The organism is Snodgrassella sp. CS2 (genome assembly GCF_050310315.1).
Classification (GTDB): domain Bacteria; phylum Pseudomonadota; class Gammaproteobacteria; order Burkholderiales; family Neisseriaceae; genus Snodgrassella; species Snodgrassella alvi_E.
Window position 1 is genome coordinate 91,271 of record NZ_JBNPBA010000002.1, and the last position, 24,442, is coordinate 115,712.

The 24,442-nt window shown below is 38.0% G+C and carries 25 protein-coding genes and 2 tRNA genes; 10 read left to right on the forward strand and 17 right to left on the reverse strand.

All coding sequences use genetic code 11. The features are described 5' to 3' along the window. The first annotated feature begins 488 nt into the window (after positions 1-488). The 3 genes from ACQP6D_RS04055 to ACQP6D_RS04065 all read left to right on the forward strand — a co-directional run bounded on the left by ACQP6D_RS04055 (position 489) and on the right by ACQP6D_RS04065 (position 6,886). Positions 489-3,230: an Rne/Rng family ribonuclease gene (locus ACQP6D_RS04055; RefSeq protein WP_427857503.1), complete on the forward strand. Its 2,742-nt coding sequence runs from the start codon at positions 489-491 to the stop codon at positions 3,228-3,230. A gap of 500 nt (positions 3,231-3,730) precedes the next feature. Next, positions 3,731-4,849 (forward strand): porin, encoded by a 1,119-nt coding sequence (locus tag ACQP6D_RS04060; protein ID WP_427857504.1) that lies wholly within the window; start codon positions 3,731-3,733, stop codon positions 4,847-4,849. A gap of 918 nt (positions 4,850-5,767) precedes the next feature. Next, positions 5,768-6,886, forward strand: a complete 1,119-nt coding sequence (locus ACQP6D_RS04065; protein ID WP_370389388.1) for a porin — start codon at positions 5,768-5,770, stop codon at positions 6,884-6,886. A gap of 154 nt (positions 6,887-7,040) precedes the next feature. Here ACQP6D_RS04065 and ACQP6D_RS04070 read toward each other — a convergent pair whose 3' ends face one another. Beyond that, the gene (locus ACQP6D_RS04070) at positions 7,041-7,610 is read right to left on the reverse strand and encodes a DedA family protein (protein ID WP_427857505.1); all 570 of its coding nucleotides are present in this window, start codon (positions 7,608-7,610) and stop codon (positions 7,041-7,043) included. Positions 7,611-7,700: 90 nt separating this feature from the next. Further along, a complete protein-coding gene (gene pyrE / locus ACQP6D_RS04075) occupies positions 7,701-8,339 on the reverse strand; it encodes an orotate phosphoribosyltransferase (protein WP_427857506.1) in 639 nt (212 codons plus the stop codon). A 74-nt stretch (positions 8,340-8,413) separates the two neighbouring features. Here pyrE and ACQP6D_RS04080 point away from each other — a divergent pair, with 74 nt between their 5' ends. The 3 genes from ACQP6D_RS04080 (at position 8,414) to ACQP6D_RS04090 (ending at position 9,933) form a co-directional block, all read left to right on the forward strand. Beyond that, complete coding sequence (locus ACQP6D_RS04080) at positions 8,414-9,184, forward strand: exodeoxyribonuclease III (RefSeq protein ID WP_427857507.1); 771 nt, start codon at positions 8,414-8,416, stop codon at positions 9,182-9,184. A gap of 595 nt (positions 9,185-9,779) precedes the next feature. Next, a tRNA-Asn gene (locus ACQP6D_RS04085) sits at positions 9,780-9,855 on the forward strand. Between the two features lie 2 nt (positions 9,856-9,857). Next, positions 9,858-9,933, forward strand: a tRNA-Lys gene (locus ACQP6D_RS04090). Here the strand turns inward: ACQP6D_RS04090 and ACQP6D_RS04095 are convergent. From ACQP6D_RS04095 to ACQP6D_RS04135, 9 genes are all read right to left on the reverse strand, one after another. Beyond that, a complete protein-coding gene (locus ACQP6D_RS04095) occupies positions 9,892-10,719 on the reverse strand; it encodes a tyrosine-type recombinase/integrase (RefSeq protein WP_370389972.1) in 828 nt (275 codons plus the stop codon). The genes ACQP6D_RS04090 and ACQP6D_RS04095 overlap by 42 nt on opposite strands. Positions 10,720-10,898: 179 nt before the next feature. Continuing rightward, entirely contained in the window at positions 10,899-11,228 is a 330-nt protein-coding gene (locus tag ACQP6D_RS04100; protein ID WP_370387519.1) for a helix-turn-helix domain-containing protein, read from the reverse strand. Positions 11,229-11,559: 331 nt separating this feature from the next. Next, positions 11,560-11,982 (reverse strand): hypothetical protein, encoded by a 423-nt coding sequence (locus tag ACQP6D_RS04105; protein WP_427857508.1) that lies wholly within the window; start codon positions 11,980-11,982, stop codon positions 11,560-11,562. 32 nt (positions 11,983-12,014) lie between these two features. After that, entirely contained in the window at positions 12,015-12,449 is a 435-nt protein-coding gene (locus tag ACQP6D_RS04110) for a hypothetical protein (RefSeq protein WP_427857509.1), read from the reverse strand. Between the two features lie 3 nt (positions 12,450-12,452). Then, entirely contained in the window at positions 12,453-13,208 is a 756-nt protein-coding gene (locus ACQP6D_RS04115; protein ID WP_267390730.1) for a conjugal transfer protein TraL, read from the reverse strand. Between the two features lie 148 nt (positions 13,209-13,356). Beyond that, a complete protein-coding gene (locus ACQP6D_RS04120; protein WP_267390729.1) occupies positions 13,357-13,893 on the reverse strand; it encodes a TrbM/KikA/MpfK family conjugal transfer protein in 537 nt (178 codons plus the stop codon). Between the two features lie 882 nt (positions 13,894-14,775). Next, complete coding sequence (locus ACQP6D_RS04125) at positions 14,776-15,318, reverse strand: hypothetical protein (protein WP_427857510.1); 543 nt, start codon at positions 15,316-15,318, stop codon at positions 14,776-14,778. 326 nt (positions 15,319-15,644) lie between these two features. Next, positions 15,645-16,148 (reverse strand): hypothetical protein, encoded by a 504-nt coding sequence (locus ACQP6D_RS04130; protein ID WP_427857511.1) that lies wholly within the window; start codon positions 16,146-16,148, stop codon positions 15,645-15,647. Between the two features lie 523 nt (positions 16,149-16,671). Next, the gene (locus ACQP6D_RS04135; RefSeq protein WP_427857512.1) at positions 16,672-17,379 is read right to left on the reverse strand and encodes a S24 family peptidase; all 708 of its coding nucleotides are present in this window, start codon (positions 17,377-17,379) and stop codon (positions 16,672-16,674) included. A 128-nt stretch (positions 17,380-17,507) separates the two neighbouring features. Here ACQP6D_RS04135 and ACQP6D_RS04140 point away from each other — a divergent pair, with 128 nt between their 5' ends. Together ACQP6D_RS04140 and ACQP6D_RS04145 are read left to right on the forward strand one after the other, a co-directional pair. Further along, positions 17,508-17,735 carry a helix-turn-helix domain-containing protein gene (locus tag ACQP6D_RS04140; protein ID WP_367577522.1) on the forward strand — a complete coding sequence of 76 codons (228 nt, stop codon included), beginning with the start codon at positions 17,508-17,510 and terminating at the stop codon, positions 17,733-17,735. A gap of 2 nt (positions 17,736-17,737) precedes the next feature. Beyond that, positions 17,738-18,511 carry a hypothetical protein gene (locus ACQP6D_RS04145; RefSeq protein ID WP_367577523.1) on the forward strand — a complete coding sequence of 258 codons (774 nt, stop codon included), beginning with the start codon at positions 17,738-17,740 and terminating at the stop codon, positions 18,509-18,511. A gap of 376 nt (positions 18,512-18,887) precedes the next feature. Here ACQP6D_RS04145 and ACQP6D_RS04150 read toward each other — a convergent pair whose 3' ends face one another. After that, the gene (locus tag ACQP6D_RS04150) at positions 18,888-19,256 is read right to left on the reverse strand and encodes a LexA family protein (protein WP_427857513.1); all 369 of its coding nucleotides are present in this window, start codon (positions 19,254-19,256) and stop codon (positions 18,888-18,890) included. Next, positions 19,249-19,626 carry a hypothetical protein gene (locus tag ACQP6D_RS04155; protein WP_267390719.1) on the reverse strand — a complete coding sequence of 126 codons (378 nt, stop codon included), beginning with the start codon at positions 19,624-19,626 and terminating at the stop codon, positions 19,249-19,251. Before ACQP6D_RS04155 ends, ACQP6D_RS04150 begins: the two co-directional genes overlap by 8 nt. A 576-nt stretch (positions 19,627-20,202) precedes the next feature. On the opposite strand from ACQP6D_RS04155, the gene ACQP6D_RS04160 reads away from it, so the two are divergent. Then, positions 20,203-20,580, forward strand: coding sequence for a phosphoglycerate kinase (locus tag ACQP6D_RS04160; RefSeq protein ID WP_427857514.1), 378 nt, complete (start codon positions 20,203-20,205; stop codon positions 20,578-20,580). A 115-nt stretch (positions 20,581-20,695) separates the two neighbouring features. Then, positions 20,696-21,094 carry a hypothetical protein gene (locus tag ACQP6D_RS04165; RefSeq protein WP_267390717.1) on the forward strand — a complete coding sequence of 133 codons (399 nt, stop codon included), beginning with the start codon at positions 20,696-20,698 and terminating at the stop codon, positions 21,092-21,094. Between the two features lie 198 nt (positions 21,095-21,292). Here the strand turns inward: ACQP6D_RS04165 and ACQP6D_RS04170 are convergent, their stop codons facing one another. The 4 genes from ACQP6D_RS04170 to ACQP6D_RS04185 all read right to left on the reverse strand — a co-directional run bounded on the left by ACQP6D_RS04170 (position 21,293) and on the right by ACQP6D_RS04185 (position 24,440). Further along, positions 21,293-22,312 (reverse strand): relaxase/mobilization nuclease domain-containing protein, encoded by a 1,020-nt coding sequence (locus ACQP6D_RS04170; RefSeq protein WP_427857515.1) that lies wholly within the window; start codon positions 22,310-22,312, stop codon positions 21,293-21,295. Further along, the gene (mobC, locus tag ACQP6D_RS04175; protein ID WP_427857516.1) at positions 22,309-22,830 is read right to left on the reverse strand and encodes a plasmid mobilization relaxosome protein MobC; all 522 of its coding nucleotides are present in this window, start codon (positions 22,828-22,830) and stop codon (positions 22,309-22,311) included. Before mobC ends, ACQP6D_RS04170 begins: the two co-directional genes overlap by 4 nt. 11 nt (positions 22,831-22,841) lie before the next feature. Next, on the reverse strand, positions 22,842-24,035 hold the full coding sequence (locus ACQP6D_RS04180; RefSeq protein ID WP_427857517.1) for an ArdC family protein: 1,194 nt from the start codon (positions 24,033-24,035) through the stop codon (positions 22,842-22,844). 174 nt (positions 24,036-24,209) lie between these two features. Beyond that, a complete protein-coding gene (locus ACQP6D_RS04185) occupies positions 24,210-24,440 on the reverse strand; it encodes a hypothetical protein (protein ID WP_427857518.1) in 231 nt (76 codons plus the stop codon). Positions 24,441-24,442: the final 2 nt, after the last annotated feature.

Genomic DNA, 24,442 nt, shown 5'->3' on the forward strand with positions numbered 1-24,442 from the left:
CAAAACTGAACCATAAAAAAGGCGCATTTGGCCCGGAGCTGAAAAACGCATGTAATCGTTTTTTGGCTGCAAACAATGAAATGTTAACGTATTTACTGGAAAAACGCACTGTTGCAGGCGTATTTCCCCATGTTGCTGACCAGCCCTCGGCAGCAAGGGTTAGTGATTAAGTTTGACTCCATCAGGTGGCAAGCCACGGCTTCAGACGTCATCGGGCATGACAAAACCGGATAACGCAGCCGCTACTGAGCCCAAGCACCTGACTGAATAACAGAAGACTGGCTACCCTGATTAAGTGCTTGGATTGTTTGTAAAATTATCCGGTACATGCTGTTCAGAAAGCATAATGATACTGAATAGTCAAAACGCTCTTTATACCTTCTTTATGATGAAAGCCTGCTTAATTTGCCGTGTATAAAACAATCGGCAAGGCTACGGGTGTCAAATACTAATTACAACGCCTCGTCAGTGCACATAACGAGGTATTCATGAAACGAATGTTATTCAATGCCACGCAGGCAGAAGAATTGCGCGTGGCCATTGTAGATGGACAAAGTCTACTTGATCTTGACATCGAAACACTGGGTAAGGAACAGCGCAAAGGCAATATCTACAAAGGTATCATTACTCGCATTGAACCTTCACTGGAAGCTTGTTTCGTTGACTATGGCACAGATCGCCATGGTTTTTTACCTTTCAAGGAAATATCGCGCAGCTATTTTCAGAATTATGAAGGTGGACGGGCGCGTATACAGGATGTATTGTCTGAAGGCGTAGAAGTCATCGTACAGGTTGAAAAGGATGAGCGAGGGAACAAAGGTGCAGCGCTAACCACTTTTATTAGTCTGGCCGGACGCTATCTGGTATTGATGCCCAATAATCCTCGTGGTGGCGGTGTGTCACGCCGTATTGAAGGTGAAGATCGGCAGGAACTCAAGCAGGCTATGAGTGAGCTGGATACCCCGCGTGGTATGAGTCTGATTGCACGTACTGCCGGTATTGGTCGCAGTACAGAAGAACTGCAATGGGATTTAAATTATCTGGTACAGCTATGGCGAGCCATTGAGCAGGCCGCACAACAGCACAACAAACCTTATCTGCTGTTTATGGAAAGCTCACTACTTATTCGTGCCATACGCGATTACTTCCAGCCTGATATTGGAGAGATACTGATTGATTCGCAGGAAGTATATGATCAGATCCGTGAGTTCATGTCCTATGTGATGCCGGCATATATCAGTCGCTTACGTCATTATACTGACCATACTCCGCTTTTTTCTCGTTTTCAGATAGAACAGCAGATTGAGTCTGCTTTTTCCCGTGAAGTTGCCCTCCCGTCCGGTGGTGCCATCGTCATTGATCATACTGAAGCGTTAGTCTCCATTGATGTAAACTCTGCTCGAGCCACCCGTGGAGCGGATATAGAAGACACAGCATTCAAAACTAATATGGAGGCAGCTGAAGAAGTTGCCCGTCAGATGCGTGTACGTGATCTTGGCGGATTAGTTGTGATTGACTTCATAGACATGGAAAATAGTAAAAACCAGCGTGACGTTGAAACCACCTTGCGCGAAGCCTTGAAAAAAGATCGTGCACGGGTACAGATGGCTAAGTTGTCGCGTTTTGGTTTAATGGAATTATCGCGACAACGTCTGAAGCCCTCTCTTGGTGAAAGTAGCCATACCATTTGCCCGCGCTGTGCCGGTACTGGTTCCATTCGTAGTATTGAATCAACAGCATTGCATATTCTCCGCATCATTCAGGAAGAATCAATGAAAGATAACACTGCCGAAGTACGCGTACAGGTACCGGTGGATGTGGCTACTTTTCTCTTAAATGAAAAGCGTGCTGAGTTATTCGGATTGGAAGAGCGGCTGGATGTATGCGTGTTACTGATTCCGAATATTCATTTGGAAAATCCGCATTACAGTGTTATACGTGTACGTACTGATAACATAGAAGAAAATACAGTTCCCAGTTACCATCAAGTACAAGAACCAGAAAACATTGGTGAACTACCATTTTCAATTGGTCGGAACAAACCTGTTAGGCCTGAAGCAGCAGTGAAAGGGATACATCATACCCAGCCGGCTCCGGTTATTGAGAAGGTAGTTGTAGAAAAAGATACTGCACCGGGTATGTGGAAAAAACTTTCAGGATGGCTGGGTAATCTTTTCAGTGCAAAATCAGCCGATCCAGTTTCGCCAAACGCTTCTTCTGCTGAAAGAACTATTAAATCCAGACAGCAGAAAAATCAGCCACACGAACGCCGACAGTCGCGCACTAGTGGCCGTCTATCTAAAAATGCCGAAACAGCTAAAAAAGGCGAGCATCATTCTGAAAATAAAATACAAGCAACTCACATAGCAGCAGTTCGTACTACAAATGAGCAGCGTAATCGTCGTGAAGAAAAACGTTCTGACAAATATGATGCATCTCAGACGGAAACAGCAACTGAAGTCAGTCAGGAAAGCAGTAGTATCAGGCAGGAGCATAATAATTCTCGCCGCCGCCGTCAGCGTACTTCTGGCAAAAATGAAGTTCCAGCCCAGCAAGTAAATAATATTGAATTAATTGATGAAAATCAGGCAACTGATCCCTTGATTATTACCTTGTCGGGCGGAGAGGCAAAAAATGAACGCCATAAATCGCGGCATGATAAAAACAGCCGGCGACAGAATGGTAAGAAAAAACGCAGCTACATCATTTCAGCACGTAAAATCAGCCGCAATATTGATATCCATGCCATTGCAGCGCAAGTGCAGCAGACTACTGAGCACGTACTTCATCCTGAAAATATTGGAAATCAAGCTGCTGATTGCTCAGTTCAGCCAGCTCATCCGTATATAGATGACAATATCTTGGTACAGCAGGCAGTAGCACAAGCAAAGAATGTGATTACTCATGTTCTAGCTCAGATGGAGTCAGTTCAGTATTCTGCGACCACTGATAAACCGGTAAAGTTAGGCACAGTATCTACCGTACAAACTAAACAGCCAGAAGCCGATCAGTTGATTGTCAGCATCCCTGAAACAGCAGAAATAGAATTGTCTCAAATTGCCGAATTGGGTGGGCTGATACTGGTTGAAACCAGTACAAATATTATTGTCTCCGATAATAGTGAAATTTCTACTCAATCTAAATTACGACGCAAAGATAGATTACAGAGTCAACCAGATGCAGTGCAAGGTACACCTGTCAAACTAGAACAGATTGAAACTAGAATATAGATTTGTTTATCTTGAACTTGATAATCTTAATTCTGCTCGTTTAATAAGACTTAGCGAAGCGGGCAGAATTTCGGCATGTCTTTATGGGTTGACGATTTTGGTAGTTAAAAGTATGGTAAAAACTACCTAGTGATAAAATCAGTAGCAAAATACATAAGATTTGTCTGATTCATAACATGCCAACTGCCCAATATAATTATTTATTTCAATTAATGTGTTGAAAAACTACAACACTTTAAAAAAGAATAATAAATTATTTTAATGTATTATTATTAAAATAAATATATGATTTTATTGAATTATATAGTGGGTTAACTGTTATTTGTCGCGGTGCAGGTTGCTAAAAGTGTTGTGTGTTTGCAAATGAATTTGTTTTTTTGCAACTAAAGCATTATATTGACAGCCATGAAATCGCTAACGCGGCGATTAATGCAAAACTTTAAAAGCTCTTCATTAGGTTTTTGAAGTTTGTTTTTTCGACATAGAAAAGGAATACAGCAATGAAAAAAACCCTGATTGCTTTGGCTTTGACCACTTTGCCGGTTGCCGCTATGGCTGAGGTTGTTTTGTATGGCCAAATGAAAGCAGGCTATGAAGTTTCTTCTACTAAAACTAGTGGCGAATCACGTGGCCCATACCAGAATGGTATTGGTGACTATGGTTCACGTATTGGTTTCAAAGGTTCTGAAGACCTTGGCCATGGTTTGAAAGCTATCTGGCAGGTAGAATCCCGTATTCATTTGGGTAATAGTGATGGCGGTTCTGATGGCTGGGCTAACCGTGACTCTTTCTTGGGTCTGCAAACTGATTACGGTACTATTCGTGCTGGTCGTATCAGCAATGCCATTAACGCAAATATGGACGTTGTAGATGCATGGGAATACAACAATGAAGCATTAGGTTTGGGTAAATTCACTCGTACCGATGCCCGTTATGTTGGTATCGCCTATGACTCTCCAGAATGGGCTGGCTTCAGCTTCAACGTTTTGTACTCTCCACGTGACAACGTGAATGGTGGTGATCGTAATGCCGAATACGCACGTGGTATTGGTTCTGGTGACAAATATAGTGCTGGTTTGAACTACCACAACTCTGGTTTCTATGCTAAATACGGTTTTGACTACCTGAAAAATTCTGCTGTTAAATTTGATGGTGCGAAATCAGACCTGAAAGATGGTCAGGTTCACCGTGTTGAAGGTGGCTACGATGCTAACAACTTGTTTGTTGGTGTTGGCTATCAATACACCAAAAATACCAGCTCTTACTTCCGTGGTTTGAATGATGTGAGCATCATCAACTCTACTACTAAAGAAAAACTTGATGTTGGTGATCACAAACTGACTGAAGATAATCAGGGTCAGGAAGCTGCTCTGACTGTTGGTTACCACTTTGGTAACATTTTCCCGAAAATCTCTTATGCTCATGGCTGGGATGTAAAAATTAGTGGTACTAAAGAGAAAAACACTAAATACGATCAGGTTGTGTTAGGTGCTGACTATGACTTTTCTAAACGCACTACTGCTAATGTACAGGCTGGTTGGTTGCGTGAAGGTAACGGCGAAGGCTTTGGTAAAGACAAAACTACTGCCTTTGGTGTTGGCTTGAAACACACTTTCTAATTGGTTGTTAATACATACTGATTAGTATTTAAAATTAATCCCCGACAGTAGAACACTTAAAAACTGTTCTTAGTCGGGGATTAATTTATCTAAAATTTATTAGTCAGAATATCTATTGAATAGCATAGTAGATCGAATGGTTTAATTATTCATTAGTAGTTGTTATATTCAACAAGTTATATAAGAACAAATATTGATTAGAATTTTAGAAAATAGAAAAGCTTATCCACACTTAAAGGCTGTACTGTAACATCAATATAAAATCATTAGTACAATAAGAAAGTATCTATATATTTAATGATTTTTCTTGTAAATCTTTCATCTGAATGGTCATTATCTTTTGTACTGGGATATTTAATTTTTATATTGTCAATTAAAGAGAATATATTTCTTCCTCAATCGATTTTACTTACTAATATATAATAAAAATTGCAATCTACAAATTTATGTTGAATAGTTAATCATCAGCAACGATTTATATATAAGAATTTTCTGATAAGCACTTTGTAGTTTTAATATATGCCTAAGTATCAGCTAAAGATTCAATATTGCTTATCCAAAACCGTAATAAAAGTGTTGTAACTGACTTTTCTAAATAAAAATTTTCAAATATCTAAAAATATACTTCAGATGGTGATTAGTGTGAACATAATGCATGAATCAGTGCATCTAAATATCAATTCAAAGGTTATTACGACCTTTTAAAAACATTTCTGATATTTATTTATACGTATTTTACTTAATCAGTTACAAGTAAAATTTTCTCATGCTCGAAATCAAATCTGAAGGTTTGCTTTTTTAATATCCGACCTTTATATTCCGCACACTCGTCATTTTGACGATTGATCTAAAACTTCAAAAGTGCTTCATTTGGTTTTTGAGGTTTGTATTATTGACGTTGAAACTAGGAATACAGTAATGAAAAAAACCCTGATTGCTTTAGCTTTAACTACATTACCGGTTGCTGCTATGGCAGAGGTTATTTTGTACGGCCAAATGAAAGCAGGCTATGAAACTTCTTCCACTAAAACCAGTGGAGAAAGCCGTGGTCCATACCAGAATGGTATTGCTGACTATGGTTCAAGAATTGGCTTTAAAGGCTCTGATGATTTAGGTAACGGTCTGAAAGCTATTTGGCAGGTAGAATCTGCTATTCATTTGGGTAACAATGATGGTAAAGCTGATGGCTGGGCTAACCGTGATTCTTTCATAGGATTGCAAGGGGATTTCGGTACGGTCCGAGCTGGTCGCATCAGTAATGCCATGAAGGCCAATATGGATGCTGTAGATCCGTGGGAATACAACAACCAGGTTTTAGGTTTGGGTAAATTTACCCGTACTGGAGCACGTTATGTAGGTATTGCTTACAATTCTCCAGAGTTTGCTGGCTTCAAATTAAGCGCTTTATATTCTCCACGCGATAACGTTAATGGCGGCGATCGCAATGCGGAATACGATCATGGTATCGGCTCCGGCGATAAATATAGTGTTGGAGTGAATTATCAGAATGCTGGTTATTTTGCCAAATATGGTTTTGATTACCTGAAAAACTCTGCTGTTAAAGTAGATGGTCTAAAAAAAGATATGAAAGATGGACAGGTACACCGTATTGAAGGCGGTTACGATGCTAACAACTTATTTGTTGGTGTGGGCTATCAATACACCAAAAATACCAGCTCTTACTTCCGTGGCCTGAACAATCTGAGTATCGTAGATCCGGCTACAAAAGAAAAAGTTGATGTTGGTGACCATCGCTTGACTATGGACAATCAGGGTCAGGAAGCTGCTCTGACAGTAGGCTACTACTTTGGTAATATTTTCCCGAAAATTTCCTATGTCCATGGCTGGGATGTAAAAATCAACGGTACCAAAGAGAAAAATACCAAATACGATCAGGTTGTACTTGGTGCTGACTATGCATTCTCTAAAAGTACAACCGCTAACGTACAAGCAGGCTGGTTGCGCGAAGGTAACGGCGAAAGTAATGGTAAAGACAAAACTACCGCCTTTGGTATTGGCTTAAAACACACATTCTAATCCAGGTTTAGAATCTGAATTTAGAAGAAAAAAACCCGCATCAGCGGGTTTTTTTCTTACTTACTTATATTGAAAAAAACAAAATTTGAATCAATCAATTATTCAAGTTAAACATTTTATATAGGTTGCATACACCTGCTTAACGAAAAGTAAATCAGTCTTGTTTACTGTGCCGATGTTTAATATAAAGATAAACAGCCAGAACGACTGCAGCTATCAACAGAGCAACAACTAAAGCAATTTCAGTATATTGCTCAAACTGTGTAAACAACCACTGTGCAGATTGTCCGAATACATAGCCGAAACTCACAATTATAGTTGCCCAGATCAATGCGCCCAGTAAATTAAACAGAATAAAGCGGCGGAAAGGTACTTTGCTCATACCAATGGCTATGGGACCAGCGATCCGCAGTCCATACATAAAACGTACCCCAACAATAATCAATGAACTATGTTTACAAAGAAGTCGGTCAGTTTTCCGTACCATTGGATCCAATTTAGGAAAATGTTGTATTAGACGCGTACCATAATAGCGACCAAGAAAAAAACACAACTGGTCTCCCAGCATACCACCACCGGCAGCACATAATATAGAAGGTAAAAATAGCAGATAACCCTTATGCACAAAAAAGCCAGCCAAGGTCAAAATGGTTTCACCTTCAAGAATACTGCCAATAAAGATGGCCATATAGCCATAATGACTAAGTAATTGTTCAACATTCATCTGGTCAATACCAGCTAAAGATAATCAATTTGTAAACATAAGATTGTATAAATCATTCACGCAATCCTTTTTGCTAGAACCAGACAAATTTTACACACCATATTGCTGTCTGTATTCAGTCACCGGTTGATGAAAACTAGCCAAAGCTGAATCATTTTCGAGTAGACGCAGCAAATCATCCAGAGTAGCGATAGCCAACACTGGAATCTGATATTGCTGCTGTACTTCCTGAACAGCAGATTGCATACCTTGGCCTTTTTCCATTCGGTCTAGTGCAATGGCTACTCCGGCAGCAGTTGCCCCATCACGCTGAATAATTGTTACCGACTCACGAACCGAAGTACCAGCTGAAATGACATCATCAATAATCAGTACGCGCCCCTGCAAGGGTGCACCGACTAATACACCACCTTCACCATGATCTTTGGCCTCTTTACGGTTATATGCGTAAGGTACATTACGTCCTTGTTCTGCCAGCATCATCGCCGTTGCCGCAGCCAGAATAATGCCTTTATAAGCTGGTCCGAACAACATATCAAATTCAATTTTGCTTTCCAGAATAGAACGAGCATAAAACCGTGCCAGATGCAAAATACTATAGCCATCATTAAAGAGACCGGCATTGAAAAAATAGGGCGTTTGTCTGCCCGCTTTAGTAGTAAACTGGCCAAATTTTAAAACTTTCTGTTGCAAGGCAAAATGCAGAAAATCCTGACGAAAATCAGACATGACTATCCTTAATGATAAAATGGAGTACAAAAACTTAAGCATTAAATTTTATCATCAAACGAAAGGACATGCGGATGCGCATCATCTCTGCCAACGTTAATGGAATACGTTCTGCCACCAGTAAAGGTTTTATTGACTATCTTGCTCTGGCTCAGGCAGATATCGTGTGTGTACAGGAACTAAAAGCGCAGGAAGCTGATATGACAGAAGAGATGAAGCATCCACTGGGCATGCATGGGGCGTGGCATACTGCTCTTAAACGAGGTTACAGTGGTGTGGCTATATATAGTAAACAGCAGCCGGATGCTATTCAAATTGGATTAGGTTGGGAGGATTTTGACCAAGAAGGCCGATACGTGCGTGCAGATTTTGGTCAATTGACAGTTATTTCATTATATATGCCTTCTGGCAGTAGTTCAGAAGAGCGGCAGCAGGCTAAGTTTTGTTTTATGGATAAATTTCTGCCAATACTGCGAGACTTGCAGACATCACAACGAGATATTCTGATTTGCGGTGACTGGAATATAGCTCATCAAAATATTGATATAAAAAACTGGCGGGGTAATCTGAAAAATTCAGGTTTTTTGCCGGAAGAGCGCCAGTGGCTAAGTCAAGTAATCAATGAACTGGGCTGGGTCGATATCTGGCGCACCTTGTATCCGGAAATACCCGGTTACACATGGTGGAGCAATAGAGGGCAGGCTTATGCAAAAGATGTAGGCTGGCGTATAGACTATCATTTGACCACCCCAAATCTGGCAGCCTGTGCGCAGCAAGCAAGCATCTACAAAGATGTTAAGTTTTCTGATCATGCTCCTCTGATTGTGGATTACGCCTATCCATAGTATTAGCATAATAGAATGCGAAAAGTTTAGTTATTTGTAGAGTAAAATGTATGTGGCTGGAAAAAGAAAATTGGTTTGGTCTCAGTGCATCGTTATCTAATGTCTCAATAATTGGAACATTAACCCACATATAGAAATTGTATTCTGCCTTTACTGAACCGGCTTTGCTGACTATTCATATTAATTTCAAAAAAATAGCAAAATTATTACACAATAGAGTATTAGAATTCCAAAGTTAATTTTTGCTGATTTTGAGAACGTATTGTTACAGCCGGTTTTATATTTGTCCAAAATTTCAGCTTGGCAAAAATCTTTTATTCTGAACCAAATCAATTCAATATATTTAAACAACAATACTGTATAAATTTGGAATCTGCCATCATAAACTGGCTGAATTTCTTTCTGAACATTTTTAAAACCATACTTAATAATCATTCAGTTAATCCATCAGCTTTTACACATGAATACTTCCCATGTTTTATGAATGCAAAAATTAAATGTATATTATTTCCAGTGGTTTGCATTAAAGATAATGTCTATTTAGAACGAAAGGGTTGACGAAGTGCGCAACGCCACCTATAATTCGCTCTTCCTTTCCCTGATAGCTCAGTCGGTAGAGCGACGGACTGTTAATCCGCAGGTCCCAGGTTCGAGCCCTGGTCGGGGAGCCAAAGGGTCGTTAGCTCAGTCGGTAGAGCAGCGGACTTTTAATCCGTTGGTCGAGCGTTCGAATCGCTCACGACCCACCATTTTTCTTCTAAATCTTTCAATATTTTACGCATCATTTCAACTGTTACAACCTCCTTTCCAGTATCGTAGGGTGTGTCTAGATTGTGACATGAAGTTGTCATTATATTATCAATCTTTAATGCATCTTTGATTAAATGCTCTGGCGCTAAATGTGCATATCTTTGAACCATCTCCAAAGTTTGCCAACCACCGAGTTCTTTTAATGCGTAAAGTGACACGCCATTCTGGACTAGCCAACTTGCCCATGTATGGCGTAAATCATGCCAGTTAAAATCCTCATCAATATTAGTTTCACATTTAGCCTCATCCCACCACTTATAATTCAATCTTTTTATTTGTTTATGGCGAGAATGCACAAAAACAAATTTTTCATGCATACCCATTTGCCTTGTTAGAACTTTCATAGCAGTATCATTCAAAGGAATAACTAATGGTTTATTGGCTTTCATATCTTCAGGATAATATTCACATATCCGCCTTTTGAAATCTATTTGTGGCCACTTTAAGCCAAAAACATTCGCTTGTCTTAGACCTGTTGCCAGATCAAACTTAGTTATCGCAGCCATATACGGATATCGCTCAAGGTAAGTTATCAGCGCGTTTGCTTCTTCTGGACGAATCCACTTAACTCGTGGCGGAGATTCTGCGTATGATTTGAGTGTAATTTTTTTATCCAGTATTTCCCATTTATCTACACAGACGTTTAATATTGAACGGATTAATGCTAAATATCTGTTTTTGGTACTATCAGAACAATTTTTTGCATCAACTATGGACATAATCATTTTTTTATTTATTTCATGTAAATAAACTCCTCTTAGTTCTGGTAATTGACGAAGACGGCTTATATCGTCATCTATACTCTTTTTTCTATGTTCGTTTGATTTAATCCATTTGAGTGCAGCTTCATCCCAAAGAACTTTTGGTTTTTCACTAAAACTAAACTGACGCCATGATGCATACTTCAACTTATCGTGCAATTCTTCGGCTTGTGTTTTGTCTTTGGTGCGAGTACTGCCTCGAGATCTTTGACCGTTTGGGAGGATAATATCGTAGTACCAAATACCGCTTTCTCGTTTATATAATGACATCTTTTTTCACTCTCTCGTTCGAGTGATGCTTGCAACTGTGCATTTTCAAGGCGATGCAAAAAGTCGTCAAGATCACTTTGTTTAATGCAATAGGCACGACCAGGTTTACTGGCACGCAATTGCCCATTTTTGATATATTCTCGGATGGTTTGGCTGTGACATTGGCAAATTTCCGCAACCTCAGCTACCGTATAGGTTTGCATATGTACATCTTCCAGATTTTTATCTTCAATAACGAACTTCATATACTTGATATTTAGCCGTTTCTAATAAGCGTTTTAGATTCTGTATGGCCTTATGTCGAGGTATACCAGTAGCAAGTATTAAGTAATTGTTCTTATCCACATAAAAAAACAGGCAGTATTTTTTGCCTGTATCTGTTATGGTTGGTATTAGTTTGTAACATGGGAATTTTTTTGGACTATATGAACTTGATATCTTATCTGTTTCCACAGTCCTTATTTCATTAATCAACATTCAATCACCTAAAGCCTAAAATTGCATAAACAAAGTAGAAAAAATTGGAGTATCAAATTAATGGATATAATTAAAAAATATGATAAATGGAATATTAATAATCAGTAATACTGTAACTAACCCAGAAATCATAAACAAAAACTCACATAAATCTATGGTTTCGTCGGAAATAAATTCAAGATTTTCTAGGTTATAGTTATTAATTTCTTTGTTATCTATAAACTTTACTAACTCTTTGTTAAATCTTTCTATCAACATATAAAGAATATCTGGCAGCATACTTAGACGTTCATTGTCCAATTGTTTATATTCAGGACAACGCTTTACATTTTCTTTTAGAATATCCGCAAAATTATTTTGATTTTTCTCAGCTAAAGATAAACTACTGTATATAACTCTAACCAGTGGATCATTAGCATTAAATCTTTGTTTAGTGACAGTATAAATATCTTCTATTACACTTTGAATATTACTATCCATGTTTTTGCCTTATAGACTCTGAACCAATATTTTTATAGAAACAATCTTATGATTGAAAAAATCATACTAGCCGTACAACATATCGCCACAAAAATAGAGAGACGCAGAACAAAAGTAATTTCTTTGCTATTTGTTGATATGTTGTTTAGATTTGCTTTTAGCCTTGCATAAATGTGTTCTTCGTTTTGACTGGCCTGTTCCTCATTCTGTTGTAGTAATTCCAATAGCAAGGCCTTACGGTTAGTTTCAAGACGATTAACAGCATTTATTAACTCATCGGCTTTGGCAATAAACTGTTTTAGATAATCTTCATAAGATTGCTGCCGTTCTGTTTTAAGTTTGGATACAGCATCATCAAAATAGCTGTACTGCATCAGCAGTACAGCTAGCAAAGGATCTGTTGATTCTAGCTTTACGCCTGTAATCTCAAACACCTTGTTAATGATGTGTTTGATTTCCGCATCCATATACTATTTCTCCTGTGGTAAAACATTACCGGAGAATGTTTGCTGGTCCAGTTGGTCAAATATATTGCGCTCAACTTGAAGCAGCCGCTGACGTGGCATCAAAGAGAATAATTCAGAGTTCTGTACCTCATCAAATGTCAGATGCGCTTTAGTCATCATTTGAATATCCCTACCAAACGTATCGGGATTATAATTTTCCATCTTGATGATACCTACAATTCTATCTTGAAATTCATTTATGATAGAGAAATTTTCAAGTTGTTTTCCCTCAAAATTAACTTCCCCAAAAAATTTATTACTCCAGATTTGAACTAGGCCATTGAGATCTTCAAGAATTGTTGTTAATCCGATGAGTGTATCGTTCATTGCCTGCCCACCTGTAACAACTACATGAAAATAAACTTTAATCTTATATTCTTCTAAAAGTTCGGCAATTTTATTTTCTTTCATATAGTTGAGCAGTGGAACAAAGGTTGCCGCACCATTATCGATTACGGTTGCTTCTGCTGAACTGGCAATAATTTTTTCGATAAGTCCATCGAAAACACGAGAATTGATATTCTTTCGTTCATCAAGAATATTAACGATTTCTGGTTTAAGTGCCATATAACGGGAAAAAGTCTGGTTAACTGGATCTGTATCAAAACAGCTAACTTTATTTTTACCAATATTTTTGCGTAAATATTGAGCCAGCCAGCTGGCCACTAAGCTTTTACCAACACCGCCTTTGCCTTGCAGCAAAAAATGAACTGTTTTCATGATTTCGTCCTAATTATCTTGTTTACAAAGAAAAAGCCACTTTGCGCGCAATTCTAGAAATGACTTTTTGTTTGTAAAAAGCCCCTGCTATCCACAAGGGGGAGTAAAAAAGATAGCAGGGGAAAACTCGAGAGAGGTAAAAAAGCAACTATTTAGTGTCTACCCAGCGGCCACCCTGATCAGGATTTCCAACATATTTCACTTGATCAACTCTGTAGGTCCAGCCTTGCTGTTCATATGCTGTACAGTATTTTGGTTTCTTTGGCTCGATATAAATTATTTTTATATCTGTACACGTGGTTTCTTTTTTCCATAAACCCGTTTTTTCACATTTTCTGATTGTTTTGGTTCTTTGCATTACCCTATTTAATTCTTTCGCATCACAGCGGCCAGCACCATTAGCAATTGCATTTACGAGTTCTGGCATGCCTTTTTCTTTACTGGAGGGGCAAATACTCAAAAAATCCTTACGTTTTCTAATAGTCTCACTCATTTTCTCCGCGCTAATAGAGAAATATTTTTTAAGGGATGGATTACACTCGTTGGGTCTATCTCCAGACGATAGACAAAGTATGGCCTCGCACGAAAGACGTTTATCACCGGTTAAAATATCTTGGCTTTCGGTTTTAGCCATTAAAGAAGTTGAAAATAAACATCCAGCTAGTACTATATAGATTTTATTCATGTCTACTCACATTCAGATACCGATACAAATAAAGTAAAAATAAATGCAATATTTATATTTAACAATATCATCGGTCTACAGGTTAGAAATAACAATTTGTTTGTATGGCCTGGGTTTGTCAATAAATCAGAAGTACATACATCAAATGGCAAACAAATCAACATCATAATATTGACGACTACGAGACCGAATATAAACGGAATGCTGAAAATGAAAAAAAGAAAGAAAAAAATTTTAATATATTTAATGAGCAGGGTGAGCTTTTCTTTAGAAGGCTTTTTTTTGTTTGAATTATTCATATTTTGACCTCTAGTATATTTTTGATTGAATACTGTAAAGCAATAGATTGAACTGTTTAAACGAGTTCAACCAAGTAAATGAACTTAATTATTTAATATATTCAAATCGGATTATTTACTATCTTGAGGATTTAATGGACATAACTTGATGAATTTGCCTGTCTGTCCAGGCTGCCAAGCGTCTCTAATTACACTCTTTTCCGCTTTGTCAACGTCTTACGTTTGACGATTTCTTTTAAAAGGTGCCCTCGGCTTTGGGCGTGTCAGATTGGAGAAATAATTTATGTGCCTAACGATCGCAGATGATATCTTTTACATCCTGACATCATCAATGCTTCCCGGATTGATTTTTAGTCCACTCACTTACAATCAAAGCTGCTCTGCTTTTCTCTAAGCGTTTAATAAGCAATAAGAGTGTGCAATGATGCTGATAACTTTTTCAGGGGCATTGCAAATGAGAATGCCGAGATTTTGTTTACATGTTGTTCTCCTTTTTGGTTAGGAAGTTCATGTTTATATTCAAAAATAATGCTTAGAATAAATCTGGAATTTTTACGTAAAAAAATAGTTTATTTCTTAAATTTTATGCATTATTAAATTCACGATTAATCTCGTCTTCCTTATCTTTTTTTATTGCCTTTTGTAGGGGATTCCTTTCATCGCACAAGGCATCAGCAATATCCTGATAAGTACAACTCGATGTATGCTTAATCATACAATTACGTACTATTTCTTTGAATTGTTCTATCTGATTTGAATTGATTGATAGATTTTTTTTTCGAGCATAATTGTAAATATAATCCATACTTATTTTAATATTATCAGATGTATAATTCATATTTCCATAAGCTCTAGAAAGACAATAATACGCAATAAACGGTAAAACTAAATACATTGATTCTACAATAAGCCATTCTTTTGCAGAAAAAATGTTAATTGTTAGTTCCTTATTACCAATTGAGTAAACTATAATGCCAAGTAGAACTTGCGTATGCATTAACAATACACCCGAAAAGTAAAACTTTACTTTAGCTATAAATGGAAGTTTTATTCTTTGCAAAATAGCTTTGCAACATAACATATAAAATTCTTCATTGCTAAGATTAGGTTGCTTTTGATTACTCATATTTTAGACTCCCAATCATAATTTATTGTTAAAAGTTATTTTTCTAAAAAAATGGTTACATGAACATATTTCAATTTACTAAACTGCTTAGTTTTAAATCTTGACTGCCGTTATTGTCGCCACGCCTCTTGTAACAATGGATATTCTCAACATCAGTTACAAGCATTTTGCAGTTAGGCGATTCTGCTTCCCCGTCGGAGATTTTTGTCTCTACTGGTCGGGCTTTTCCCTGATTGCGCAACGTGCAGAATGTCGCGCCACACCACTTTCAGGTGCTGAAAGTATTATCAAATATCTTTCTATTCACTTTTGATTTAAAGTAGACCTTAACTGTTGGTAGCATAAGCGAAATGTTTTTCCATAAGAAAGCTGTAACCCTGGTCAATTCCTTCTGATGAGTACGGAAGACAAATATATGTAGGAGAGTTACATTTAATTTGAGTATTACTAACACTGATAAATAATTCACTATTATTATCAATGGTGTTTAGTTCTAAACTAACAGTATGCCCATAGGGAAAATTCATTACATCAACAAGATAAATAAGCAAATCAAAATCTTTGTTTTTAGGTATTTCGCAATCCAATGGATCGCAAAACTGGTTAATCCACTTTATTGCATCTTCAGCCTCTTTTATGGATTCAGATTTAAAAAATTCATTATCAATCATGGAGAAATAGCGTGTATACTCTTGGCCATCTACTTTTACGGTTAAATTAAATCCGTAATCGTTTTGAAGCGCTTTAAATAGTCTGAGCTCAACTTGCATATTCTTTGTCTTGATTAGCCAGGAAACATGGTTAAACAGATTAATTATATTAATTACCATAAAACTCTCCTTGTTATATAAAATCTAAAATGCAAGCAGCCTGATAAACAAGCTGCTTAGTTTTAAATCTTGACTGCCGTTATTGTCGCCACGTCTCTTGTAACAGTGGATATTCTCAACATCAGTTACAAGCATTTCGCAGTTAGGCGATTCTGCTTCCCCGTCGGAGATTTTTGTCTCTACTGGTCGGGCTTTTCCCTGATTGCGCAACGTGCAGAATGTCGCGCCACACCACCCTCGTATAAAGGTAGTGACTATTTACCTTATTACCGATCAACACTATTTCTTTAATTCCCACATATTTTTAAGTGGAATTCAAAAGTTGCATACAGCTAAGCTCAAAATCAATTGGAAAGAAATAGACTGTTGAAAATACGGATTTATTCGGTTTAAGTTGTTAAAGAACAGAAGTTATATACGTATATTAGCTATGGCTAACTATTAACGCAAGCATTTTTGTTAGCCATAGCTAACTTTGTAAATAATTCTGTATCTTTTTGGCAAATATTTAAATAATTTGATATTAGAATCGTTGAAAAATCTGTGATTGTGATATCAAAACTTTTCCCAAAACGGTCATATTGGTTTTATCTTTTTGAGAAATGGACCATGTTTGGTATCTTGAGTTGTCTGAAATAATCCTAAGGGTATGGCCAACCATTTGCACTCTTTTTAAATGTAAGTGGTTTGAAAATACAAAAAGGTATATACCGTCACCATCATATTTAGTGGTAGATGTATCCACAAAAACTAAATCGCCTGGTTCGAGTGTACCAGACATGTTGTCGACTTTTATATTTGTAATTCTGATATTGTGTGGTTCCTTAGCGCCAAACATTCTTCTATATTGTTCTTCAGTATAGTGAATCGATGCTATTGAAGATTCAATGTCGGATGTACTTATAATAAAATCATTCAGAAATAAAGGGCTGATAGCTAACAATTCAAATTCCGGTAGTGCTTGATGTTCTATATCTTCGTGTTCAGAAGTACATTCTGAAGTCATGGAAACATCAGTATGCCAAAATCCTTTACCAGTTGCCAACCAATCAGGATCACATTCTAAATACTCAGCTGCACGCAAAAGATTTTCTCCCTTTAGAGTCTTTGTCATGCCACTAGTCCATTTTGATACAGACGGCGCTTTTACTTTGCAATATTTACCAAGCCCAGCTTGCGATTTGTTAAGAGCCTTTAAGCGGAATTTAATGCGTTCTGAAAGTGTTTTCATCTTGTTATTATCTAAAACTTTATATTTCCTATGGGAAATAAAATTTATAGAAAATATTGACTCCAAGTGTTAGCTATAGGTAACATTGCAAAAATTTTTCTCTAATAAATTCGATAAAGGAGTAAAAGATGTCCGAGGGATGTACATTAAAAGAATGGTTGAGTATGGAAAAAGGACGAGTTAAATATATTGCTCGACAGCTTAATACACACTATTCATGGATTAGCCAAATTGCTAATGGCTATCGAAAAGCACCTTTAGAAACAGCTGTTCGTATTTCGGAATTGACTGGTTATGTGGTTTCCGTTAAATCAATTGCAGATGCCTACAAAAAAAAACGTTCTTCTATTAATTGATTATGTTAATTGCGGATCTTGCTAAAACTTTAAGTCCTGATTTCATTGTTCACAATGATATTCTAAGGCTTTGTAATTGTCCTAAAGTCGCTGTTGTTTTAGCCAAATTCATTTGGTGGGCACAGGTATGTGAAAGAAAACATCCTGAGAGGAATGGATGGTTTTATCAAACTCATAAGGATTTTTTAGAACAATTCACATTAAGGCGTAGAGGCTATGAAAAAGCACGGAAAATTTTAGTTGAGCAGCTCGGCGTTATTGAATACCGACGAGCTGGTTTTTTTGGGCGCATGCATTGGCGCGTCAATGCTGAGAAATTACAGGCTCAGCTGAGCCGATTACGTGGAAGATGTATTGTTCCTATTGAATCTAATTTTCATAAAGACAGAGATGGGTTCTGGTTGCCTAAATCAATACCGTTGGAACAGTGGCACTTGTTTCTGGATTCTCGTACCAAAAAAACAGGCCGCCTGCATCAGTCTGTTCAAATGAAACGTAAATGGGTCAATCAGCTGGAAAAACTAATCAAAGAATACGCTGAAATACCTGAATTTATAACTTATGTAGCTAATCATGGATGGGCTAACTTTATCGTGCATCCATCAGTTAAGTGGGATGATGTAATTAATTCGCAGTCAGCTGTCTTCAGAAGATCTATACAGGCCCAACATAAGTCAGAATCCAAACCACCTGACAATTCAACCATTTCACCTGAAGACATTGAAAGTATCAGGAAAGAAATAAGGTCAAAATTAAATATAAAAGGCTCAGACTAATTACTTAGTCAGGCCTTTTTTTGTCTTAAATTAAAAATATGCTTTATGGGTTAAATTTTTTCTTACATAAATGCCAAAATCTGGCCATAAAAGCTTTTAATAAACCAAACGCATTTTGCTATCAACAAATCACAGCATAAATTCTCTTTTTTGCTCAAAATTTAATCAATAAAGTAAATCTATAAAAACTATATAAATCATATGTTTGTACATTTAGTACAAAAAAGAATGTACTAAAGGAGCAAAAAAGAATGTACTAAAGGAGCAAAAAAGAATGTACACAAGGTACAAGCTATATACATATAGTTCTACATAGAACTCTTCATATAGTTATACGCAATGCGGTTAATCTTTTTTTATTTATTTGGAATAAAATCTATTTAAGTGATTTAATGACAAATGTTACAACTCCGACAATTTCCATGTTTTTGTCGGGTTGAAAGATGTAATTATCAAAACTGGCAGATGAATTTTCAGAATTTAGCCAGCTGGTACCATCAATCGTAACTAGCCTTCTGATGGCAAAAGCATTGCCTATATCAGCCATTACAATATGATTGTTTCCTGCATCAATAGATCTATCAACTATTAGGATATCTCCTGTGCTGATACCTGCATCGTACATGGATTGGTTGCCACACTTTACAGCGATTGTCGCAGGTTGGTTTTCAATCAGATATTGCTGAATATTGATCAGCTGATTGCCATGATTAGAGTCATATAAAGGAATCAAAATTTTATCCACCACATATATCCTTTAAACTTCTTTGAGTGGCCCAGTTGGGTCTATTTTCAGGCTCATTAGAATGCCCCGCAGCTGGAGGTTTAGTTTGTGCATTAGGATGGCCCTCAGCTGACGAACTTGTTTTGAGCGTATCCATTACTGCATCTGTCTTTTTAGATTTAGGTGTGATCTGAGCCTGCTCACTTTCTAATTTATTGATGAAGTGGCCAAGGTTAGAAACGCTTGTCTTTACGTCGTTCATTTCCAGAAAACGAACGATTTCCTTGTAGGATACCTTGGCTTGTCTCAATTTAATGATGTCTTCCTTAAATGCATCCAGTTTGGAAGTTCTCTTGGCAATTTTTAAAAATTCTTCAGCTGAGATAGCCATTACCAGTAGTTTCCTTGCTTAAAGTATCCAATATTTTATTATAAATTTCTCAATAAATACCATTTATTTATTAAAAATTTCCAATATTATATCAATAATTCCTATATATTCCTATAATTCTAAAATATTCCTATATTATTCCTATTATTTTCCGATTTATTCCTATATATATGCCGTATTGCAGTTGATTCCGCGTGAGCCTTTCCTGTAAAGCAATGGATTTGCAATAAGGGATACGGTTTTTAAACTAAACGCGGGATAGGCAACCACCGGTAAAGCGGGGCGGTTAGCCATATTCAGCTACGCTGAAACGCCTGCGGCTAGCATTACTAAACATCGGAAGCCAGAGCCGCCGTGTTGTTTGTTGATGTCTAAATTGACCGCTAGCCAAAGTCCAGACCAAGCAAGTGTCTTTGCACGTATTTCCCCTTTTTCATTGCTAAAGCACCGAACAAAGATGAAATCCGCACAAAGCCAGTCTGGACTTTGGCTAGCGGTCAATTTCTTACGACATCACAACACGGCGGCTCTGGCTTCCGATGTTCTGATAATAATTAACATTGAAAGGATATTGTTATGGGACTTGATATGTATGCATACGCGCTTAAACACCAAGGAACAGGTGAACTGAAAGTTGATATACCTATACCAGAGGATGCCAAAAAAATCGCTTCTTGGTGGAAATTTAACCACCTGCATGGATTCTTTGAAGATTTATATTACGAAAAAGGGGGATTTCAAGAATTTAACTGTAAAACTGTTCAAGTGGAATTAGCTGATTTGGATTGCTTGGAAGAAAAGTTGAAAAATAATCAGCTTGAACCAAGGAAAGGCTTTTTTTGGGGTGATGACAAATTAGAGATTCAAGATGTAGAAGAAACGTACCGATTTATAGAGAAAGCAAGGCAATTTTTAGCTCAAGGTTATGTAATTTTATATTATTCGTGGTGGTAACTAGATAAAAAAGTCAGGAGAGGAGGGGTGAACCTCTCCTGATAAACATAACAATAGCAAACTGGAAGTTTTCTTCCGCTTGTTCGATAGTTATTAGTGTTAGAAAGCAATCATAATGCAGCTTGAAATGTTTGTATACGCGGTAGAGAAAGAATATGTTGGGAATTTGAAACTAGATATACCTTTACCAACAAATGCAAAGAAAATCGCCAATTGGAACGAATACAATCCATTGCATGGTTTCTTTGTTGATTTATACCATAAGAAAGGCGGACAAGGGCAATTTCACGATACGAATGTAATTGTCAATTTGAAAGATTTGGATAAGCTGGAATTTAGTATTATCTATGATGATAGATTGTCACCATATGAGTTTGTATGGGAATATTTTTTCCATGGCTATCCAGATAACGAAAAGCACATGGTATTAGATATGCTGAAGTTTGTTCAGCTGGCAAGAGAGAAGATAAATGAAGGATATGTGATACTGTTTTCTTCGGAGTGGTGGATATAAGGAAGAATAGGAGAGGGTGTTTATACCTCTCCAGTATCAAAAGAAAGAATGAATTACGTTACAGAAAATCTGCCGCAGTAGCCCCGTTGCACATGCGTACAACGTCCCCACGCCCCCAAAGGCATCAAACAACCCGTTTGCAACAGAGCTGCTTAAACGGACCGTCTGATGCCTTTGCCCCCTACTGCTAGGTTATTATTATCGTTCTTGATGGGTGTTTTGATTAATATTGTGCTTGATATCCTTAACAGTTTTATCAAACACATTTTGTGCTTGAGTATTAAAACCAGCGTCTATGATTTCTTTGGCAAATTTACTTAATAACCTAGCTTCTGTTTTATGGCCAGCTTTATACAGCTCTTTCGATATTTCAGCATATGCTTGTACGATTTCATGACGAGTTTGTACGGCTTCTTTTAGGTACAGGTGGGCAGGCCTTTTGTTTTTCCGAATAGCTTTTATAAGTTCTTGTGCCTGACGTTTATGTACTATTCCCACGTAACCGCGTTTCTCCATGGCTTTAAGTGTACTATTTTCTTTAATCGTGACGCCTCGAAGCTGTCGGCGTGTGGCTGCGCAAGGCACGCCTTGCTCGCGCATTTTTTCCGCAAATCTTAACCTCCATTCATACAGATCGTTTTTTCGTGGATTGAGCCGTTGACCAAACTCATCACGTATTAGTACACAGAGATGAACATGTGGGTGTGCTGGCTCATCGGGACGATCACTGTCAGTATGCAACGCAAAGGCATACTGGTGGCCTTGAAATTGTTCCGTGGCAAATTCCCTTGCCGCATTTTTTACGGCCTGTGGGGGCGTTCCTGGGGGCATTGAAAGCACTATATTGATTGCTTCGCGCCTTTTGCTTTGTTCTGGTATGCCAAGTTTCCTCCAGTCGTTTATCTGATTACGCAATGCTTTTTTGCTCTGGAATTTTTCGCCATCCTGATTTTCGACTTCAACTTCACCGTTACGGCTAATGTAATCAAGATGATTACGAATTCCTTTTAATCCATTGTTGCCTTTACTTAAACGCCTAGTAATTTTAACCATGACTTCTGGTTGTTTCATTGCTGCTGCGCGTAAGTTGGCTAATCCGTATCCTGGTTTGAGTGGCGGCGCGGATTTTTTTTTACCAACAAAAAAACCGCCAGAATCTTTGGTTCTGACGGCTCTAGTTTTGTGGCCTAAAAGCCACTTGTCGATTGAATTATTCATTCAAACCTCTTTTGGCTTGCAAGCATTACATCATTCACTTTTTCTGTATGCTTTTCTATGAAACTTAGCAGTTGACGAATCTCTTCAGCAGTTATACTAGACGATTCACCAATATTAAGTTGACGGGCAATCTGATTTAGATTGCGGCCAATCCTTAGCAGCTGGTAATTTGATTGATATAGGGCCTCTGCTTCGCTGTTGGATAGAGTAGGGTGATGTGTGATGTGATAGTTTAGAATATCGACGGCATAAGCGTTTGCTGTCATTGAATGCTGCTCAGCAGAGGTGCGAAGATAATTATACTGTATTGGAGTAAGCTGTAATTCTAGCCGGTGTTTTTTGCACGTCTGGCTGATATTCCCTCCGTTTTGAATATTTGGTGTCGGGGTATTCAGTTCTTTCAGTAAAAGGTGCTTGGCCAGTCCGGATATACTGGGCTTACCCAGTTTGGCCAGTGCAACGTCCTTCAGTTTTTTCTTTACATTTTCGGTTAAGCCCCAGATTTTAGGCTGGCTCATGGTCAGTTCTCCTAGCGTTCATATTCTTCCAAAATACCTTTGTCCTGTGGGTATTCGACATTGATGCCTGCTGCTTTGATTTCCTGTTTATAGAAATTAGTTAAGGCTTCTGCTTTCAGGTTGTCTGGTACTTTTTCCAGCACTTTTTCGACCGCATACAACCGTATCTGGCGGTGGTGATGCTCAGTTTTGGACAGTAGGGAGTTTTGGCTCAGATAGATTTCTTTGGCTCGGTTTAGTAGTTCTTCTTCCGGCGTTAGTTTATTTTGTACCGTTTCAGGAGTGATCAGCTGCTGTTGCTGAAAGCTGAGGACATATTCCTGTATTTTCTGGGCATCGCGGCATGCATGCAGAATCTCTGTAGGGTCTTTTTCCAGAACACTTACCCAGTTATTCACGTAAGTTGCATGACGTTCTGGGGCGTGTGGCATCCCTAGTTCTCGGTTAATCATCATTGATGCGATTTCTGCGCGTAACTCTTCGCGAGCGTAGTCATCAGAGCCGAATTGATTCATCAGCTGTCGGTTCAGTCTTGATTCATGTCCTGTCCAGTGCCCAAGCTCATGCAAGGCGACAGCATAGTAAGAACCGGCGTCGGCAAACTGTGTCTTTTCAGGTAATACAATCTTGTCCTTTATCGGGCTGTAATATGCATTATTACCGTGTTGATGTTCAATTTCTGCTTTTGATGCGATTAGAATGCGTTCTGCCGCATTGTCACTTGACCAGGTTAACTCTGGTAGCGGTTTTTTTATCAAAGGTGGCAGGCCATCAATCTGTTCAGCATTGAAAACGGTAAAATTCTTAATATAAGGTTTTTCTAATAGGCCACGGATGATTACTGGTTCACCATGATCATTTAAGACTGGTTTTCCGTTTTCGTCGCGTTCAATCTTTTCAGAATGGGTTATTAATCTAATCAGGCCAATGCCTCGTTCTCCTTTTCTAACCTGGGCATTTATTGATTGTGCTTGCCAATAGGTCAACCAGCGGGGATCACTGCGGTTTTGCATCATTAGATAAATTTCATTACTACCAGAATAGGGCTTACCAGTCACATAGTTGTAAGGCACATCGGTTCCAAATGCTGGTTCCCATGGTTGCTGAAATGGAGCCGTACCGGCTTTTATCATTTCAATAAGTTCATTAGCTATGGTTTTAGCGTAATCTAGTTGCTTTTGCTGTGGCGTTTTTTTTTCGTTCATGATGTGTTTTCTGTCAATGTGTAGAGAAAAGCAAAGCCCGCTCAGTTGTATGCTGGCGGGCTATATGGTTACGGGAAATAAAATCAGAATGAATATAAAACTATCTGCAATAAAGATAGATTCCAGATACGTAAAAAAAGCCCCGCACAGTTGTTCTGGCGGGGCATGGGTAGTTTATCGAGTTTGATTCATTGAATTGAACAGTGCTTTTGCATGATCTGGGACCCTTGGATCTAATAGATATTGCTGTAGGGTTTCTCTGCTAGCAGATGCTTGCAAATATCTATCAAATTCCTCTTCACTTAAAATAACCATCAGCTGCTGCTCCAGTGGTGTTAAAAATTGATTTAATGTGCTTTCTCCGCTTCCATCGTCAATCAGTTCTGTTGTTGATGTGCTGGCCATAA